This is a genomic window from Bremerella sp. JC817, from assembly GCF_040718835.1.
Lineage (GTDB): Bacteria > Planctomycetota > Planctomycetia > Pirellulales > Pirellulaceae > Bremerella.
On record NZ_JBFEFG010000281.1, the window covers coordinates 711,165 to 729,232 of the forward strand.

Sequence of the window (18,068 nt, forward strand, 5' to 3'; positions counted from 1 at the left end):
GGCGAGAAGAAGTGCGACTGCCCGATTTTAACGATCGAGCATGGCGGGCGGCAACCTGAAGCAACGGAGAACGTCGATCAATTTGTGGCCGCTGAAGCGTCTGAGGTGGCCCCTGCGAGGGGCGAAGCCACGAACGGCAGCAGCGAGAAGTCGACACCAGCGTTTCGTTCGTCGGGTCGCAATGCCGGATTGCCACTCAAATCGTTGAGTAGAACGTAGTCCTGTGGTACCCGCGAAGAATAAAGGCGACTGGCCAGTGGCAAATTCGCCCAGATCGAATCGCTTGGCTGCGAAAACAAGTCGTCCCAGGCCATCCGCCAGGTCGCCAGGTCGTACTCGACTTTTGCCGCCGGAGCCACGGTGGACTCAATCAGCAGCATCACGCGATTCGATGTATTGGTCGCGTACGCGTTGTCTTCGAGTGAAAAATCGAGCGACTTCGTGATTTCTTCGGGGGTCTTGGTGGTGCTTCGCTGAACCACCATCGGAAGGCTCGCCCCCCAGGTCGCGGCACAATTGGCCATCGTTACCCGCAAAGGAATCGACGTCGCACCTTCGCGGCGAATGAGACTGCCAGCCGTATCGATCGTGCAGAAGTCGAGCTTCATTCGCACGAAGCCATTCATTTTGTCGTCGCTGGTGGTCGAGACCGAACTCAGCAGGTTGCCTGACAGAGCCAACAAACAGTTGTCGCAGGTCACCTTTAAGGCCTGCTGGCCGTTCGTCCGCAGTAAACTCGCTTCGCCATGTACCATCGAGTTCCGTACGTCAATGACCGCATAGCGAGCGGTGCTCAGCGCGAAGGGACTAACCTCTTCGACCGGAGTCGCTCGGACAGAAATCACCGAGGTCGAACGGCGAAGGGCCTCTGGCACCATCATCTCGTCTTCGCGCTGGACGACAACCTGGCAACCATCGAGTGAAAGCTCGTTGGCGTTCTCGAGCCCAAACAGCGACCAGGTCCGCATCGACGCAGGCGGCAACGCCATCTTCACTTGCACTTGCTTCAAGCTAAGACTGGCCGAATTGATTTGAATCATCCGGCTTAGCGGTTCGAACTCTTGCGGGCGGAAGACAATCGTCGGTGAATATCCGGTGGCGGCGCGAATCGTCAGACTGCCACTGTCGATCAAGAGGGGGCGTTCGTCTTTCTCGCCATCGTAGCGAAGCTCAATGGTGTCGAGCGTCGGATCGGCCTGGGCTCGGGTAATCGCTTCGTACAATGTCGGAGAATCGCCTGGCACAACGATCACATTCTTCGCCACGTCCGCAGCCGGAGGCTTTGGTTTGTTGGTGCCTGTCATGTCGGCCGGAGCGGTCATCGGCATCGGCGTTTCCGCAGCGATGGTTGCCTCAGGCGTTGGCTTTGGCTGGGCGATGTTCATTACCGGAGGCATCTCGGACATCGTCCGCGAAGTCTCTGTCGCCGGCTTGGTGTCTTGGATCGGGGTGACCGGTTGGCCATTATTGGCCGGGGGTGGACTTCCAGAGTTGGTCTCGGTCGGCCCGTCGTCGGTCGGTGTCAGCGGGGTCATCAACTGCGAGGCGTTGGTATAACTGACGCCAGAGATCATGCTGTCGTCCTGGGCCGTCCAGATCGTGTCGACGACGAACACCAACACCAGCAAACTGATCGTCGGCAAGACCCACGGCAGATGTCGCTCGATGACGGTGCTTCGCTGCTCGGTCGTCGGCACGTAGACCGAGGCGGTGACATGCGGGGCGGCGAGGTTCAACTCGTCGATCACCATCAAGGCGGCGGCAATCAGTTCGCCTGGCTTCTGAAAACGATCGTTCGGGTTCTTCGCCATCAAACGGCTGAGAATATGAACGACTTCATCTGGCACATCGGCCCGGAACTCGCGAGGATCAGGCGGCTCTTCCCCACTATGGCTCAGCAGTTTCTGCAGCACAGTCCCTTCCGGAAAGGGAGGACGACCGGTGAGCATGAAGAAAAACGTGCAGCCCAGCGAGTAAAGATCGCTACGAACGTCGGCGCTGCGTGGGTCGCGGGCTTGTTCGGGCGAAATGTAGTCGAACGTTCCGAGCGTCATACCGGAAGCGGTCAGGTCGCTGTCTTGCGAGTTGACCTGATGCAAACGGGCCAGCCCCATATCGACCAGCTTCGCACGATGCTGCGAGTCGACCAGGATGTTCGACGGCTTGATGTCGCGGTGCACCACTTCGCGGATTTGAGCGTGGTCGAGTGCCTCGGCAACTTGAACGAGGTAGCTGATCGCCAGTTCGATCTCAAGAGGACCACTTCGCTCGACTTCGTCGCGAATGTTGGTCCCGTCGATGTACTCGAAGACGATATAGTTCCATCCCTTGTCTTCGCCAACGAAATAAACGCGGGCAATGTTGGGATGGTCGAGCCGGGCCGCACTCTGGGCTTCGTTGCGGAAGCGACGGACCGTTTCTTCTTTGGTGTTGTGCTCGCCCGAGAGCACCTTCACGGCGACGCGTCGGTTGAGCTGGGTGTCGTGACCGCGGAAGACCGCGCCCATGCCCCCTGCTCCGACAAAGGCATCGAGTTGGAAGTGCCCCAGCGTTTGTCCAACCAGTTCGCGACCGACGGTCAGTTCCGCCAGCGAATACGAGCGACTGTTTCCCTCGGTGACGTGCCCCTTCTTGGTCGAGATAACCGTTGGAGGCTCTTCCAAAAAGTTGCGGCCGTCGGGCAAATGGTCGGTGGTGGCTGAATCGCTACCACGAAGATCGGGCAAACTCCCCGCCGACGACGTCGTTAGATCGTCGCCGCTCGACTGCGGTCGGTCGGTATCTTTCGGGGAATCAGGCATCAGACTGGCTGCAAAATGAAGGTTCGCGTCGCGGGAAAAGGAACGTCAACGCGCACGGCTGGGGTGACAAGAAGCCGTATCTATTCAGTTTTATTGTATCCGAGAGCAGCGAAGGCTCCACAATAACTTCTCTAGATAACCCAACTGGCAGGGGTCATCTGGCGTGTATTTTCTGTAATATCGGCCTAATCGACCAATCCCCCACAGCGGACTTTTGGCATTCACCAATGGCAGGTGAAATGACTCTAGGCCGCATCACCGGCATGAATCTGGCAGTAACTCTCGTATCGCCGCGTATCAAGAATGCCATCGGCGACGGCATCCTTCACCGCACAATCCGTCTCGTGCGTGTGGGTGCAATTCGGAAATTTGCAGCGATTGATAAAGGGACGAATATCTCGGAACAGGCCGGCCACTTCTTCCGGGATGATGTCCCACAGCTGAAACTGACGGATCCCAGGCGTGTCGATCACGTGCCCTTCCGTCGCCAGCGGAATGAGCGTGGCGGTGGTGGTGGTGTGCTTTCCCTTGTCGTTTTCACGACTGACGGCGTTCACCCGCAGGTTCAGCCCTGGCTCGATCGCGTTCAGCAGCGACGACTTCCCCACCCCGCTCTGCCCCGACAGGACCGTGTCTTTGCCATGCAGTGCCTGCCGCAGACGTTCAATCCCGGTCCCTTCTTTGGCCGATACCAGGTGGACTTCGTACCCGATGCTGCCATAGACGCCGACAATCGTTTGCAGCGCAGCGGGATCGAGAAGGTCGACCTTGTTGATGCAGATGATTGGACGAATCCGCGCGTACTCGGCCGTGATCAAGTAGCGATCGATCAGATTCGGCTTCAGGCCTGGTTCGGCGGCACTGCCAACAATGATTAGCTGATCGACGTTGGCGACGATAATGTGCTGCCGGCCGCGACTCGTTCGGCTCAGCACTCCGTAGCGAGGATCGACGCTTTCGATGATTCCTTCGCTGGGACCGCTCGGGCGAAACCAGACATGGTCGCCAGCCGCCACCACGTGCCGTACGTCGGTCGACATCGTTTTCAGCAATCGCCGCGTGGCACACTGAAAAACCGACTTGTCCGGGGCTTCGACTTCGCTGATCAGGCCCTGAACGCGTAGCACTCTGCCTTCCAGACAGGTCTCGGTGTCGACGTGAATGGACAACGTTTCGGTATCGGTGCCATCCTCTTGATCGTGGCTAACGATGGTACGTTTGCGAGTCAGGTCTCCTTTGCCGGAGATCCGTTCCCGCTGCACCGCTTTGTCGGCGTCGAATTCATCACGATTGAAATGCTTGGTGATGTCCCCTTGCCGCACCTTTTGCGTGCGGTTCTTCCGGAACTCGACGCGACGCTTCTGCTGCCCCTTGCCTTTTTTCGCCATGAAAGCTCTCGTCCCCTCTCTCCCTGACTGGGGAGAGGAAGCCTAGTTCGTTTCTTCTGCCTGAACGTCTTCGGTCGTCAGGTCAGATGCAGGGGCGGGGTGCCCGTTCGAGGCAATTTCCATCTCCGAGTTCAACTTGCTCGCCTTCGAGCGATGAACCGATGGGCCAATCAGCTGTTCGACTTCGTGGTCGGACAGTTCCTCGTGTTCGCACAGCGAGTTCGTCAGCTTGACCAATTTATCCTTGTTGGTCGTCAGCACTTCAATCGCCTTGTCGTGCGCTTCGTGCAGAATTCGAGCGACTTCGTCGTCGATGATCTGCATGGTGTGCTCGCTGAAGTGACGATTTTCGTGGATCTCGCGTCCCAGGAACGGATCTTCGTCGGTGATCTTGTAATTCACCGGACCAAGCCGCTCGCTCATGCCCCACTGGGTTACCATGCGGCGTGCCATCTTGGTGGCCCGTTCCAGGTCGTTTTCCGCCCCGGCACTCAGTTCGTTGTAGGCAATTCTTTCGGCAGCCCGACCACCCAGGATGAAGGCCAACTGATCGTACAGTTCGCTTTCGCTGATGTTCATCCGGTCTTCTTCGGGCAGTGTCTGGGTGACACCCAAAGCACGTCCGCGTGGAATCACCGTTACCTTATGCAGGCGGTCGACCCCGGGCAGAAGCCATGACAACAGCGCATGGCCAGCTTCGTGGTAGGCAGTCTTTTCTTTCTCGCGAGCCACCAGCGATTCTTCGCGACGGGCACCCATCAAGATTTTGTCTCGGGCGTACTCAAAATCTTCCATCGTGACCGCATCGCGATTTTGACGGGTCGCCCATAAGGCTGCTTCGTTGATCAAGTTCCGAATGTCGGCACCCGTCAAGCCAACGGCCCCGGCAGCTAAGCGTTCGATGTTCACGTCGTCCGACAGTGGCACGTCGCGGACATGCACCTTGAAGATTTCGACACGTCCCTTGAAGGTTGGTCGATCGACGGTGATATGTCGGTCGAATCGGCCTGGTCGCAAGAGCGCCGGATCGAGCACGTCGGGCCGGTTGGTGGCCGCGATCACGATTACCGTTTCGCCTTGGACAAAGCCGTCCATTTCGCTGAGGATCTGATTGAGCGTTTGTTCGCGTTCATCATGACCGCCACCCAGGCCAGCACCACGCTGACGACCCACAGCATCGATTTCGTCGATGAAGATGATCGCAGGGCTGTTGTCTTTGGCCGTCTTGAACAAGTCGCGGACGCGGCTGGCACCGACACCAACGAACATCTGGATGAACTCGGAACCGTTGATGGCATAGAACGGCACGCCTGCTTCGCCTGCGATCGCTCGGGCCAGCAAGGTCTTACCGGTACCCGGAGGGCCGACCAGCAGTACCCCCTTGGGGATCTGCCCGCCGAGCCGTTCAAACTTTTCCGGAGTCCGCAGGAAGTCGACGATCTCCATCAGGTCGCTCTTCACGCCTTCCAGACCGGCAACATCTTTGAACGTGATTGCTTTGCGGCTGGCTTCGTAGCGTTTGGCGGGACTCTTGCTAAAGCCCGACAGGAAGCCTCCCCCCATGATCTGATCGCGGCTGCGGCGGAAACTGTTCCAGATGATGAACAGGAACACCAGCGGCAACAGCATCACCACAATCCAGATCACCGACTGGAGGGCTCGGCTATCGGTGTCGTAATCCCAAGTTAGACCGGGCTGCTTGGTCTTTTGCTCTTTGAGCATCGCCACCAGGGCCTCGAATGCCGGCGAATTTTGCGGCGCAATTCGAGTGCGGAACGCCTTGGGGCGTTGGATCGGCAGGTTATCCGAGTCGTACTTGGTGACCTGTTCGCCATCCTTTTCCTCGGTAACGTTCAGTGGAACTTTCAGTTCGCCCGTAGCAACCATGTCGCCCAGGACGACGTTCTGCACGTTACCTTTACGAATCTGCTCTTCAAACTCCGACGTTTTCAGCGTGGTATAGGGAGGTTCAGCGGTCGAAATCAGCATCAGGACGACGGCTGCAAGAAACACCCCCAGCGCAATGACGGTAAAATTAGGCCGCATGCCGCCACCACTTCCGGGGCGTTCATTTGGCTGTTCTTCGTTACGCGGGTTTTCCGCCATGCAATTATCCTCTGCAGTCGGACAAGTTCACGGTTCTTTAACGATTTATACGCCGCTACATTGTAGCAGTTAATGGGGGCCTTGGCGTGACGGGAGCGAATAATCGCCTGCCACGCTAGATACCGCCCGTAATTATTACGAGAGAACAACTTAAGGACAAAGCCACCGGCTGCCCAGTTATGTCCCAACCGCACAACATTCCCATTCGAAAACGCGCCGTTGTCGGGGTCATTCTGCGGCAGAATTGCTTCCTAACCATACGTCGCAGCCAGACTGTCGTCGCCCCTGGGAAGGTTTGTTTCCCCGGCGGAGGGATCCAGTCCGGAGAAACCGAGGCCGAGGCTCTGGTTCGAGAAATTCAGGAAGAACTGGGCATCGAATCGATCGCCGGAGAGCGACTCTTCGAGACGGTCACCCCGTGGGGGACCTCGGTCGCCTGGTGGTATGCGACCATTCAGGAAGATGCCCAGGTCGTGATCAACCTGGAGGAAGTCGCCGAATCGTTCTGGCGACAGCCGCACGAACTGATGCGGGATCCCGATTTGCTGACCAGCAATCGAGACTTCTTGTCGGCCTGGGGTCAGGCCACCTTCGCTATCCCGGGAATAACTGTTCCTCACGATTGGGATGATATTTCCGGTTGAAGAGCTCCGGATCGAATTCGTCCCGTACCTCTGGGGCCTCTTTTACCGGGGCACCTTTCTGCGGCATCGACCGAAACGGACGCTGCAACCCGCCCTGCGATGCGTTAGCGTTGCCACCAAAGATCGGGTTCACCGGTGCCGAGGGCAAAGGCTTGACGGGCGTTTGATTGGGCTGCATCAGGGCTTTTGGCGTTTCGGCCGGAGCGTTGAAAGAAGCCGGCATCACCGACGAATCGATGGCAGTACGCGTCGGGCGAGGCCCCCGAGAGACCGCCACGACCCAGTTCCGAATCGAGGTAAACTGCTCCGGCGAAAGATTCGGCGACTGACCATCGCCATGCCGGCTCGAGCTGTGCGTCACCATTTTGCTTTGCAGCGGCTGATCGTAATTGATGTAGTCGAGCACCGCGTTCATGTTGCGGATGGTCATTCGACGGGGAATCGAGCGGACATTCTCGAACTGGACCAGCTTGAACTCGTTCTCTGAGTTCGACGCATGGCAGAGGCTGGCGGAACAGCTGTTGAGCAGAATCGGCTGGACCGTGCTTGTGTAATAACGAACCACATCGGGAGAAAGCGTTGGTTCCATTTCCTCCGAGGCGCTGGCTTGCTCGACATGCATGTCGACCTCGGGCCGAGCGACTGGCTGGGTGAAATGAACCTGTTCGACCTTGTTCGGGTTCTGACGTTCTTCGAGTTTGACTTGATACCGGCGATCGAGACGGACCACATCGGGATGGTTCGGGCCAGAACGCAAGGCGATCTCGTGGTGATAGGTCGCTTCTTCCCACATATCGAGACCCAGACACCAGTTGGCCAACTCGACATGATGTCGCAGCGCGGTCGTTCCGACGCGGGCTTTTTGACGTAAATAGGCTTCTTCCATCGACTTACACGCGAACGCGACTCGTTCCGCCGGCAGGCGAATGATCGAATCCTCGTTGATCGCCAGGGAATAGAACTCCCCTTCCTGCGTGATCAACCCTCGCATGGCATTGCCATTATTCAGCACGAGGACTCCCTCGTACGGGGCAGCCAGCGGTTCCTGACCCTGCAAAGAAGTGACGCAGACCAACAGCACGAACAGACTTTGGGCGATGTTTTTCATAGTGGGCAGACGCTACCAACGAACGCCATCGAGCGTCAATTGCAGATTTCCACCGCTATCGTTCCACCCTGTCGAGCGGGAAACTTAGTCTCGAAACCCCGTAAAATTGGGGCAATCAGAATAATCGTGATGAAGATAGCTTCATGGAGCGATCCATCCAACATCTTGCCACGTTTAGAGTTTCTGTATCTGGATGATTGCCCCTTGGTGAACTATGATGAGTGCTTGCTTTTGCTATCGCATCGTTCCTAGTGGGTGGTGACATGACGGATGAGTCAACCCGAATGCACGTCGTCTTTTCCGGACATGTGCAAGGTGTCGGATTTCGACAAACGACCACTCAGATTGCAAAGTCATTCCCGGTAACCGGATGGGTCAAGAATGTCCCCAATGGCAACGTGGAAATGATCGCAGAGGGAACCAAGGCAGCCTGTGGCGATTTCCTGGCAGCGATCCGAGATCGGATGTTTGAGTACATCAACGACCTGGATTGCCACTGGAGCAATGCGACTCACGAGTTCGAGCACTTCGAGATCCACTACTAATCCATCCCTGGCGAGGTGGGATTCCCTGCTTCGTCGCTGGCACTTCGTAATTATTCTATGATCCCGAACACCTCCTCCCTTCTCGGCTTCTTTTTCTACATCGACGAAATCAACCTCCGGCACCTGGCGACTTCGGTCTGGCTGTTTGCTGTGGGCGTGGTGCTGGGGCTGTTAGCCACGGCCCTGCTCTGGGCATTACTGCTGGCCATCTCACCGAAAAAGCTGGGGGCGCGCTGCACGGCAGCATTGACAGGCCCGGCCCTGATGCCGATTTCGGTAGTCATGGGCATCTGGGCGTTCCTCGCGTTGGCCTTGCTTCCGATGGTCCCCAACTCGATGGAGATCCTCAACTCGCTGAAGCAGATCCCGACGACCGGTGAATCGACTTATGAAGTGATCGTTCCGATCGCCTCAGGCGATGTCGACAAACGAGGTAATGTTCCAGCAACTCCACTCGACATCGTCCTGCTGACCGATCAGATGCGAACGATGAAAATCAACAGCACTGGTAAGGTCGAGTTGGTCGCCCGCCTGGCCGACTCGGACGATGACGTCGTCACCTACGACATCGGTGGTGGTGAACTGTTTGAATGGCGCCGAGGAGACCGCGGTACCCTGCTCCGCAAGATTCCTAACGGTGAAACGATCGAACTTTACGCTCGTAACATCACCAACTCGGACATCAAGCTCGAAGTTTCGCTGCTGACCGAACCGGAACACATCGAAGCGGAATCGATCTTCTTCATCGGTACGCTCGTGTTCCTGCTGTATGGCACCTACTTCGCCATGGTCTGCGTCTTCCCAAAGATGTCGGCCATCGCCGAAGCGACCGTCCGCAGCGAAATCTACCAGCTGCTGTTCCTGATCTGTGCGATCGTCGGCTGCTTGTTCATGGTCGCTTCGATCTACATTCCGTACCAAACCTTCGGCGAAGATATCAAGGTCCTCAAGCATACCTGCCTCCAGGCGATGATGGTGCTGGGAATCGTGGTCGCCATCTGGGCCGCCAGCCGTAGTGTTTCCGAAGAAATCGAAGGCCGCACGGCGTTGACCCTGCTCTCGAAGCCGGTTAGCCGTCGCCAGTTCGTGCTGGGCAAGTTCTTTGGTATCGCCTGGCTGGTGAGCGTGCTGTTCGTGATGATCAGCTCGGTCTTCGTGGTCTCGGTTGCCCAAAAGCCGATCTTCGACAAACGCGAAGGTGCCACCATGGAATTCGAAGGCGAAAAGGGGATCACCTGGCAACTGCTGCATCACGAAGCCATGAGCGTCACGCCAGGCGTGCTGCTGGTTTACATGGAAACCCTGGTGCTCGCTGGTGTCTCGGTCGCGATTTCGACGCGTCTGCCAATGGTCGCCAACTTCATGCTGACCTTTGGTATCTGGGCCTTGGGACACTTAACGCCTTCGATTATGGAGGCGTCGGTAGAGGGCTTTGAACCGGTGCAATTTGTGGCGGGGTTCGTGGCGACAATATTACCGGTGTTAAAGAACTTCGAGATCTATGGGGCAATCTCCGCCGGCCGCGAGATCCCGCTGACCTACATCGCCGGGACCGCTCTCTACACCATCCTGTATGGTGCGATGACGATGTTCCTGGCCTTGATCCTGTTCGAGGATCGCGACCTCGCCTAATCTCTGACAGGTTCCATTCGACCAAAAAGAAAGCCACCGCAACGAATTGCGGTGGCTTTTTTGTTTCTTAATGCAAGCGATCGATTAAGCAGCTTTACGCGGCTTGGCGACACGCTTGGGCTCTGGCCGCATCGATGGGCCAACCAGGTTGAACTTGCCACCATCCCAGCGATGCTGAGCGAGCGAGTCACCAACCTGCAGTGCGACCGAAAGGGCTTCGCGAGCCGCCTTACCGGTCACGGTCGGGGTGAGGCCACGCTGAATACAATCGGCGAACTCTTTCAGTTCCGCTTCGATCGCATTGCCTGGGGCGACTTCAATCTCTTGCAGCGGCAGAACGGCCGAGAACAAGTTGTCTCGCACGTAGCCCTTACCTTCGGCCGAAAGCTCATGAACTTCTGAGACACCTTGCCTGACGATATCGTCCGAGACGATCGACTTCACCTTTCGCGTGGTGAAATCAACGCCCACAAAGCCGGCATCGCTGAAGACTTCCATATGACGCGACGGAGCGAAACTGGCTCGCGAGGCAGTCAGATTGGCGACACAACCGTTGGCGAACGTGAGTCGCGTTTCGACGATATCTTCGTGCGGACCGAAGACCGTCAGACCGGTTGCCTGGACATCGACGACGGGACTGCGAACCAGCGACAAGACCAGGTCGATATCGTGAATCATCAGGTCGAGCGTCACACCGACGTCGATCGAGCGGAAGGTATATCCGCTGGAACGCTCGGCACGGATGAATCGTGGCGATTCAATCTTCTTGACCGCTTCGCGGAAGGCAGGATTGAAACGTTCGACATGCCCCACCTGCAGCACACAGCGATGATGCTCGGCCAGATCGATCAGCTCGTCCGCTTCCTCGGTATCAAGCGTGATCGGCTTTTCGATCAGCACATGCTTGCCCATCTCCAGCAGCGGAGCGGCAACTTGCTTGTGATAGAGCGTGGGGGTGGCGATGACGGCGGCGTCGATCTTCTTCGCAATTTCGCTGACGTCGTCATAGCCCTTGATCTTGTGCTCTTGGCAGAACGCATCTCGCGATTCTTTGACTGGATCGACAACGCCGACCAGTTTGAATGCCGAAATCCCTTTCGCCAGCTTGGCGTGAATCTTGCCCAGATGACCGGTCCCAATGACCGCGAGTCTTACCTGACGCATTGCCAACTTCCTCTGCAATAGGTCGCACGGCGTTACGAAGCGTTTGGGGGGAGGGAGAAAATCAGGCGGTCCGCCGTGACGTATAGGCAACCTGATTTTCTTTGAGCAATTGCTTCACCAACTCGGCGTTCAAGCGATGACCGCTACGGTTGGCGATAATGGTGCCCTGGATATCGCAACCGGCCAACGCCAGATCACCCACCAGGTCCAAGACTTTGTGCCGGACACATTCGTCTTCAAAACGAAGTTCGTTGTCGATGGGGCCTTCTTCTCCGAAGACCAGCAGTTCACTGAAATCGACATGGGTGCCCAGGCCTTGCTGGCGAAGCCATTCGGCCTCTTGCAACAGCAGGAATGTACGAGCAGGGGCCAGTTCGTTCTGGAAGTATTCAGCGGTCAGCTTGTCTTCGAGAGTCTCGCGACCGATCATGCCGTCGCTGCCGAAGTCGAGGCGGTATTTGAATTTCATCCGCTTCGAGCCATTGGGGCGAGCTTCGACCCAACATTCGTCGTCGCCGACGCGAACCACTTCCGAGATTGCCAAAACCGCGCGAGGTGCCTCTTGCGTTTCGATGCCGGCAGCCAGGATTTGCTCGACATAGTCTTTGGCCGAACCGTCCATCCCCGGCATCTCGGCCGAGTTGACGCAGACAAAGCAGTTGTCGACCTGCAAACCAGCCAGGGCAGCCAAGACATGTTCGACCATCTCGACCGAAACGCCTTGCGACACCAGGTTGGTGCGACGAGGGACTTCGATCCGGTTGTCGACATGAGCCGCGATTTGCGGAGCACCTTCCAGATCTTCACGCACAAACACCACACCGGTATCTTCCGGGGCTGGCTCGAACCGGACGGTAATTTCTTTACCGCTCCAGTAGCCGCGTCCCGAGACGGATGCGGAGGCCTTCAAGGTCTGTTGAAAACGTGCGATCGGTTCGCCACCAGGGACGATGGATGCGGAATTCATAGAGGCAGTATCTAGCCCAACAAGGCAATTAGGATCTTAGAGAATGACAAAAGGCGAGACCAACCTTGCGGCCTCGCCTTTGTTCTTGGTTTCCATTAACGCAAGCGAGTCCGGCTTAGAAGCGGGGCTGCGGAACCTGGCTGCCACCACCGACCTGTGGACGGGTAGCGACACCATTGTTCAGGATGTTCAAAATGTCGTAGGTGATGTCGATCTGGTTCTGATAGATCACCGGACGATTGACACCTTCCAAAACCGACTGGCGGTTGGTTGGGTCGATTTCGTTGCTGTTGTAACGCAAGACCAGCGTGATGTTGTGACGCTGAGCGAAGGTTGCAACGGTCTGGGTGACCTGGTTGTAGGTGTTGAAGTAGATGCGGGCTTCACGTTCCATGAAGTCCTTCTTCTGCATCCCAACTTTGACCTGCAGGTCGGCCTGAACCTTGGCCATCTTTTCTTCGAGCTGCTTGTATTCTGGGGTTCCAGCCTTGTAGGACTGCAACTGCTCGACCATGGCTTTCATCGCATCGCGATCCTGGGTCAGAGCTTGTTCGGCCGAATCAACCGAGCCCTTCAGTTCATCCATCTGTTTCTTGAACAGAGCGTGATTCTTGAAGATGACCGGGATGTCGATCACAGCGATGTTGCCGGCACCAGCCTGCTGGGCCGAGGCAGTGCTGACTTGACAGAAACCGGCCAATGCGACCGCGACACAGAAACACGAGAGAAATCGCTTCACTTTCAGCACTCCTTGCTGGACAAAACAGGTCATCGTGACCGTCACGTGGATCAGCCCATGGCGGGTGGCTGCCACGGAACATTTAAACGATTGCGTAAACGCCGTCTGAACGGGAAAGTCGCGACATTTTGCCGACTACTTCCATTCAGGTAAAGTGCAATCTGAGTAAATTCTTCCCCCGCACTTTACTGGCCCAGACGGACCGTTGCGAGGTTACTACGCCCTATCGGCAAACAGGGTTCGCTGTTGTCCAGCAAAAAGGACTTTCCCCCCGCGATTCAAGCCTGAATCGCACAGCTAGCGGCCACCCTGGATCTTCCCAGGATCGCGAGTTTTCCCAGTGTGAAAATCAGCTTACCGGGGCGGTGCCAGCGTGACGGTTAGTTTCACTTCCTTGTCATCACGAAGCACCACGACTTCCACCTTGTCTCCGGCCTTGAATTTGCGGAGAGCCGCGTCGAAGTCTTCCAGACCACCAATTCGATTGCCGCCGAGGTCGATCAAGATATCGCCTCCCTTGATGCCCGCTTCCGCGGCGGGACTTCCAGGGCTGGAACCTTGAATCCCATATCCTTTGCCCACCACGGTGAAATCCGGGATGCTACCGAAGTAAGGTCGCGAACCACCTCGCATCTCGGGCTGGGTTGATTCAACAGCAACGTAGGCCGGGGGCTGGTCCGCCTTGTCGATCGCCAGCAGGAAGTCGACCGCGAAGTCGATGATCCGGGCCATCCCTTCGTAGTTGATCTTGTCGGCGTCATCGCTAGGCCGATGGTAGTCGTTGTGCGTTCCGGTGAAGAATGCCAGCACTGGCAACTGCTTGGCATAGAACGACGAATGATCGCTCGGGCCAAAGCCGCCGGGATCTTTGGTCAACGCGAACTTGTGCTTCTCGTTCAACTGATCAAGCAGAGGCTCGAACATCGCGGCCGTCCCGCTCCCCATGGCAATCAGCTTGTTCTCGTCCAACCGCCCGACCATGTCCATGTTGAACATCATCAACGTCTTGTCGATCGGGATGACAGGCTCTTTCACATACTGAGCACTTCCCAGCAAACCTTCTTCTTCGCCAGAGAACGCCACGATCAACACGCGATGCTGAAGCTGGTCGGCCTTGGCTTGCAGTCGCCGGGCAACTGCCAGCAGTGCCGTCGTTCCCGAAGCATTGTCGTCGGCACCATTATGAATTTCGTGAGTCAGGGGCGCGAGCGAGTTCGATCCCCCCATGCCGAGGTGATCGTAGTGAGCCCCGACGATAATCACCTTGTCGGAGGTCGCGTTCGGCGCTTCGATCAGGCCAACAACATTGTGAATGGTCGCTTTTTCTCGGACGATATCGGTCTGACCGACTGCCTTCCAGCTTCCGATTTCGCCGACGATTGGCTTCAGCGATTCGTCAATCGACTGCTCGATTTCCAGCAGCGACTGGCCAAACTCTTTCTTCAGCAGCGGCTCGAAAACGGAACGCTTCGCGAACATCACCGGGAAATCGGTCCGCGACGATTCATCGCCAGCCCCGGTCAGTGGAATCAATTCGTCGACGCCGTCCCCCAACATTTCGCCATACTCGGCGATCTTGGCGCCGAGCGATGTCACGGTACTGATGTGAGCGGCAACTTCGTCAGCCGTGTGGTTATCTTTCTCCTTGTAGGCGTTCTGGACTTTCACCAGGTCGGCAACCGCGACATCGAACGCCGGTTGGATATGGGCTTTGATTCCTTCGAGTCCCACGGCATCGTTGATGAAGATCACGCCTGCCGCACCCTTCTGATAGGCATTCGAAATCTTCCGGCTGAAGAGCGCGTGCTGCGTCGTCTTGCTGCCGTCGAAGACGCTATGCGGATTGTTCTGCTGCGGTTCTTTCCGCAGGATCACGAGCATCTTTCCTTTGACATCGAGATCGGCGAACTCGTCGTATTCGAGCTTCGGGGCCGAGATTCCATAGCCAACGAAGACCAGCGGCACGTCAAACTTGGCCGATCCACCCACCGCCAGGGGCGTGAACGTTTCCCCTAGTTTCAGCTCGATCGTTTCCTCTCCAGAAACAAGCTCCAGACGATTTTGCTCCTCAGGGCCTAGTTCGGACGAGACAACAACATCGAAGCTTTGGAATGGCTTGCCGTTGACCAGGTCGGTCTTCAGGCCCATCGCTTCAAACTGCTTCGCCAAGTATTGGGCGGCCTCTTCCAGTCCTTCCGTTCCGATGCCACGCCCCTCGAGCTTATCGGAGGCGAGGTATTCCAGCGTCTCCTTCAGGGAATTGGCGGAATTGGCCGTGGCTGCCTCTTGGGCGTGAATCAGGCCGGCGGCCGAGAAGACGACACCCAGTCCCAGGCAAAGAAAGAGCGTGCGGCTGCGGAAGTGGCGGTTGTTCATCGGCAGACATTCCGAATGGGAAGGATGGTGAAACTTCGAGAAGTTAGGCAACCTTCGATTCTTTTCCGTCAGACTCGGTGCGTCAACCGGCAAGCCGCCTCATTGCCACACCTGGGCAAAACGTCGTAAAATCAAATCCTGGTTGAGATTGAATCTTACACGCACGTTGACTGGACCATCCCGAGAGTTCCGTTTGGCTTCACTATTTGTCATTCAAGGCGACGACCAAGGACGCCGATACGAATTGGCCCGCGACATGATCTCGATCGGTCGTGATCGGGGCAACGAGATCGTCTTGCACGACACCGAGATCTCGCGCCGGCATGCTGAAATTCGCATGAAGGACGGGCAGTTCACGTTGGTCGACCTGCAAAGCTCGAACGGATGCTTCGTCAACCAGAAGCGTGTAATGGAATGCCCCCTGACGCATGGCGATCGCCTGCAACTAGGGCACACGCTAATGATCTTCACGCACACCGCCGCCGCGCCAACCACGCGGCCGATCAGTGTGAGCCTGCAAGAGAAACATCGGGAAGGTTCGCGAATCATTCACTCGATTCGCCACGAAGAAGGAAGCCAGATCTTCCTCCCTTCCGAACTCCGCGAAGCAGGCCAATCGCAGAATCTGCAAAACAACCTGCAGTTGATCTACGACACCGCGCTGGCAGTCAGCCGTACGCTGGACATCGAACAACTGCTGGACTACCTGCTCGGCTTGATCTTCGACTGGGTCGAAGCAGACCGGGCCTGTATCGTGCTGATCGATTCGCACACCAAAATGCCCGAGGCCAAAGCTCAGCGGGTCCGCGAAGGGAAACAAGGGGTCGAAGAAGCGATCACCATCAGCCGTACCATTCTCGAATACGTGCTGACCAATCGCGAAGGTGTCCTGACAACCGACGCCCAGGACGATCAACGCTGGTCGCCGGAAGGCAGTATTATCAGCAGTGGTGTGAGCGAAGCGATTTGCGTTCCGATGCAAGGCCGATACGGCATCGTCGGGGCGATTTATATCGATACCTACACGCCGCCTGATATGACGGCCTCGCCGCTACGGGCCCGATTTACGGAAGAACACTTAAAACTGATGATTGCGATCGCCCATCAAGCGGCGTTGGCGGTCGAAGACACGCACTACTATTCCGCGGTGGTCCGGACCGAGCGTCTGGCCGCCATGGGGCAAGCAGTCGCTGCCATTTCACACCACGTGAAGAATATCCTGCAAGGGATTCACGGCGGTAGCTACATCCTCGAAGAAGGCATCAAGTCTGGCAAAATGGATGTTGTCCAGCATGGCTGGGGGATCGTCAAACGGAACCAGGATCGCATCGCCCACCTGGTGATGGACATGCTTTCGTTCAGCAAAGAACGAGAGCCAGACCGCAGCAATGCCTCGCTGAACGACGTGGTCGAAGATGTGGTCAACTTGATGCGCAACCGGGCGAAAGAGAACAACGTTGTCCTCGAATTCCGCCCTGACATCGATCTGCCGATGGGATTGTTCGACGATGAAGGGATTCACCGGGCCGCGCTGAATGTGGTGACCAACGCGATCGATGCCGTCCTGGAAGTCGAGAACCCGCGTGTGGTCGTTTCGACCGAGTTTCGTGAAGCCGAACGTGAACTGGTTTGCACGGTCGAAGACAACGGCCATGGCATTCCGCCCGAGATGCTCGAGAAAGTTTTCTCGGCCTTTGAGTCGACCAAAGGCAACCGCGGCACCGGGCTAGGACTTCCGGTCAGTCAGAAGGTGCTGCAAGAGCATGGCGGCGACGTCGATGTCAGCAGCGAGCCCGGCAAGGGAACCCGCTTCACGCTACGATTCCCATGGGTCCACGTGCCAACCGACGATACCCGGTACTAACCTTTGTAGCCGGCCGGCTTGCCCACGAAGGGATTCCCTTCGATTTCTTCTTCGACGGTCGTGGCGGGGCCATGCCCCGGCAAAATGATCGACTCACCCGGCAAGGTGAACAGCTTGGTCTCGATGGCCTGCTTCAAATCGGCAAAGCTGCCGTCGGGGAAATCGGTTCGCCCGATGCTCCCTTTAAATAGGACGTCCCCCCCAAGAACCACCGTGCGATCGCCGTCTCGTACAATGAATACAACGTGGCCGCTGCTATGGCCTGGGGTTTCGCGAACCTCGAAGTCGATCCCCCCTGCCTGGTAGGTATCCCCTTCTTTAACCGTCAGGTCTTGCTCGGGGCTGATCAGGGGCAGGCCGAAAGGTCCGCTTAAATTCTTTTCTGGATCGGTCAGTTTTTCCGCGTCGCCATGCCCAATCACCAGAGGGGCATTAGGCCACATTTGCTTCATCGTTCCGTTGCCAGCAATGTGGTCACTATGGCCATGCGTGTTCAAGATGGCGCAGACCTGAAGTTTCCTCTCGGCAAGTGCGTCGACAATTTTTTCAGGCTCTAAACCGGGATCGACGACAATACATTCCGCAAGTCCTTCCTTGAAAAGGACATACGTGTTTTCGTCGAACGGCATACTGACGATACGTAAAATGTTGATCTCAGCCATTCAGGGCAGATCGCACTCCACTTTGCTGACAAAATTGGATACAGTGATTGCGCATGATAAACCATCTGACGA

13 protein-coding genes are annotated in these 18,068 nt (G+C 56.9%); 4 read left to right on the plus strand and 9 right to left on the minus strand.

The features are described 5' to 3' along the window. Positions 1–77: 77 nt before the first annotated feature. The 3 genes from AB1L30_RS25840 to ftsH form a co-directional block, all read right to left on the minus strand. The gene (locus tag AB1L30_RS25840) at positions 78–2,801 is read right to left on the minus strand and encodes a protein kinase (RefSeq protein WP_367017345.1); all 2,724 of its coding nucleotides are present in this window, start codon (positions 2,799–2,801) and stop codon (positions 78–80) included. Between the two features lie 245 nt (positions 2,802–3,046). Beyond that, positions 3,047–4,189, minus strand: coding sequence for a ribosome small subunit-dependent GTPase A (gene rsgA, locus AB1L30_RS25845; RefSeq protein ID WP_367017347.1), 1,143 nt, complete (start codon positions 4,187–4,189; stop codon positions 3,047–3,049). 42 nt (positions 4,190–4,231) lie between these two features. Next, entirely contained in the window at positions 4,232–6,295 is a 2,064-nt protein-coding gene (ftsH, locus tag AB1L30_RS25850; protein ID WP_367017349.1) for an ATP-dependent zinc metalloprotease FtsH, read from the minus strand. Positions 6,296–6,474: 179 nt separating this feature from the next. Here ftsH and AB1L30_RS25855 point away from each other — a divergent pair, with 179 nt between their 5' ends. Continuing rightward, positions 6,475–6,939 (plus strand): NUDIX domain-containing protein, encoded by a 465-nt coding sequence (locus tag AB1L30_RS25855; protein ID WP_367017351.1) that lies wholly within the window; start codon positions 6,475–6,477, stop codon positions 6,937–6,939. On the opposite strand, the gene AB1L30_RS25860 is transcribed toward AB1L30_RS25855, so the two are convergent. Beyond that, positions 6,890–8,047 carry a hypothetical protein gene (locus tag AB1L30_RS25860; protein WP_367017353.1) on the minus strand — a complete coding sequence of 386 codons (1,158 nt, stop codon included), beginning with the start codon at positions 8,045–8,047 and terminating at the stop codon, positions 6,890–6,892. The two genes, AB1L30_RS25855 and AB1L30_RS25860, sit on opposite strands and share 50 nt — an antisense overlap. Before the next feature lie 263 nt (positions 8,048–8,310). Here AB1L30_RS25860 and AB1L30_RS25865 point away from each other — a divergent pair, with 263 nt between their 5' ends. Both AB1L30_RS25865 and AB1L30_RS25870 read left to right on the plus strand, forming a co-directional pair. After that, positions 8,311–8,592 carry an acylphosphatase gene (locus AB1L30_RS25865; protein WP_367017355.1) on the plus strand — a complete coding sequence of 94 codons (282 nt, stop codon included), beginning with the start codon at positions 8,311–8,313 and terminating at the stop codon, positions 8,590–8,592. 57 nt (positions 8,593–8,649) lie between these two features. Continuing rightward, a complete protein-coding gene (locus AB1L30_RS25870) occupies positions 8,650–10,224 on the plus strand; it encodes an ABC transporter permease subunit (RefSeq protein ID WP_367017357.1) in 1,575 nt (524 codons plus the stop codon). Positions 10,225–10,308: 84 nt separating this feature from the next. Here AB1L30_RS25870 and AB1L30_RS25875 read toward each other — a convergent pair whose 3' ends face one another. The 4 genes from AB1L30_RS25875 to AB1L30_RS25890 all read right to left on the minus strand — a co-directional run bounded on the left by AB1L30_RS25875 (position 10,309) and on the right by AB1L30_RS25890 (position 15,470). Beyond that, positions 10,309–11,388 (minus strand): Gfo/Idh/MocA family oxidoreductase, encoded by a 1,080-nt coding sequence (locus AB1L30_RS25875; protein ID WP_367017359.1) that lies wholly within the window; start codon positions 11,386–11,388, stop codon positions 10,309–10,311. A gap of 61 nt (positions 11,389–11,449) precedes the next feature. After that, entirely contained in the window at positions 11,450–12,355 is a 906-nt protein-coding gene (gene lpxC, locus AB1L30_RS25880) for a UDP-3-O-acyl-N-acetylglucosamine deacetylase (protein WP_345094134.1), read from the minus strand. 115 nt (positions 12,356–12,470) lie between these two features. Then, complete coding sequence (locus AB1L30_RS25885) at positions 12,471–13,169, minus strand: OmpH family outer membrane protein (RefSeq protein WP_345094136.1); 699 nt, start codon at positions 13,167–13,169, stop codon at positions 12,471–12,473. A gap of 279 nt (positions 13,170–13,448) precedes the next feature. Further along, on the minus strand, positions 13,449–15,470 hold the full coding sequence (locus tag AB1L30_RS25890) for a M28 family peptidase (protein ID WP_367017362.1): 2,022 nt from the start codon (positions 15,468–15,470) through the stop codon (positions 13,449–13,451). Between the two features lie 193 nt (positions 15,471–15,663). On the opposite strand from AB1L30_RS25890, the gene AB1L30_RS25895 reads away from it, so the two are divergent. After that, the gene (locus tag AB1L30_RS25895) at positions 15,664–17,334 is read left to right on the plus strand and encodes an ATP-binding protein (RefSeq protein ID WP_367017364.1); all 1,671 of its coding nucleotides are present in this window, start codon (positions 15,664–15,666) and stop codon (positions 17,332–17,334) included. Here AB1L30_RS25895 and AB1L30_RS25900 read toward each other — a convergent pair. Further along, a complete protein-coding gene (locus AB1L30_RS25900; protein ID WP_367017366.1) occupies positions 17,331–17,996 on the minus strand; it encodes an MBL fold metallo-hydrolase in 666 nt (221 codons plus the stop codon). The two genes, AB1L30_RS25895 and AB1L30_RS25900, sit on opposite strands and share 4 nt — an antisense overlap. Positions 17,997–18,068: the final 72 nt, after the last annotated feature.

What these genes read in the sequence shown, in the direction of transcription:
- AB1L30_RS25840 (WP_367017345.1), bottom strand. Translation starts at nt 2,801, where the DNA reads ATGCCTGATTCCCCGAAAGATACCGACCGACCGCAGTCGAGCGGCGAC.
- rsgA (WP_367017347.1), bottom strand. Translation starts at nt 4,189, where the DNA reads ATGGCGAAAAAAGGCAAGGGGCAGCAGAAGCGTCGCGTCGAGTTCCGG.
- ftsH (WP_367017349.1), bottom strand. Translation starts at nt 6,295, where the DNA reads ATGGCGGAAAACCCGCGTAACGAAGAACAGCCAAATGAACGCCCCGGA.
- AB1L30_RS25855 (WP_367017351.1), top strand. Translation starts at nt 6,475, where the DNA reads ATGTCCCAACCGCACAACATTCCCATTCGAAAACGCGCCGTTGTCGGG.
- AB1L30_RS25860 (WP_367017353.1), bottom strand. Translation starts at nt 8,047, where the DNA reads ATGAAAAACATCGCCCAAAGTCTGTTCGTGCTGTTGGTCTGCGTCACT.
- AB1L30_RS25865 (WP_367017355.1), top strand. Translation starts at nt 8,311, where the DNA reads ATGACGGATGAGTCAACCCGAATGCACGTCGTCTTTTCCGGACATGTG.
- AB1L30_RS25870 (WP_367017357.1), top strand. Translation starts at nt 8,650, where the DNA reads ATGATCCCGAACACCTCCTCCCTTCTCGGCTTCTTTTTCTACATCGAC.
- AB1L30_RS25875 (WP_367017359.1), bottom strand. Translation starts at nt 11,388, where the DNA reads ATGCGTCAGGTAAGACTCGCGGTCATTGGGACCGGTCATCTGGGCAAG.
- lpxC (WP_345094134.1), bottom strand. Translation starts at nt 12,355, where the DNA reads ATGAATTCCGCATCCATCGTCCCTGGTGGCGAACCGATCGCACGTTTT.
- AB1L30_RS25890 (WP_367017362.1), bottom strand. Translation starts at nt 15,470, where the DNA reads ATGAACAACCGCCACTTCCGCAGCCGCACGCTCTTTCTTTGCCTGGGA.
- AB1L30_RS25900 (WP_367017366.1), bottom strand. Translation starts at nt 17,996, where the DNA reads ATGGCTGAGATCAACATTTTACGTATCGTCAGTATGCCGTTCGACGAA.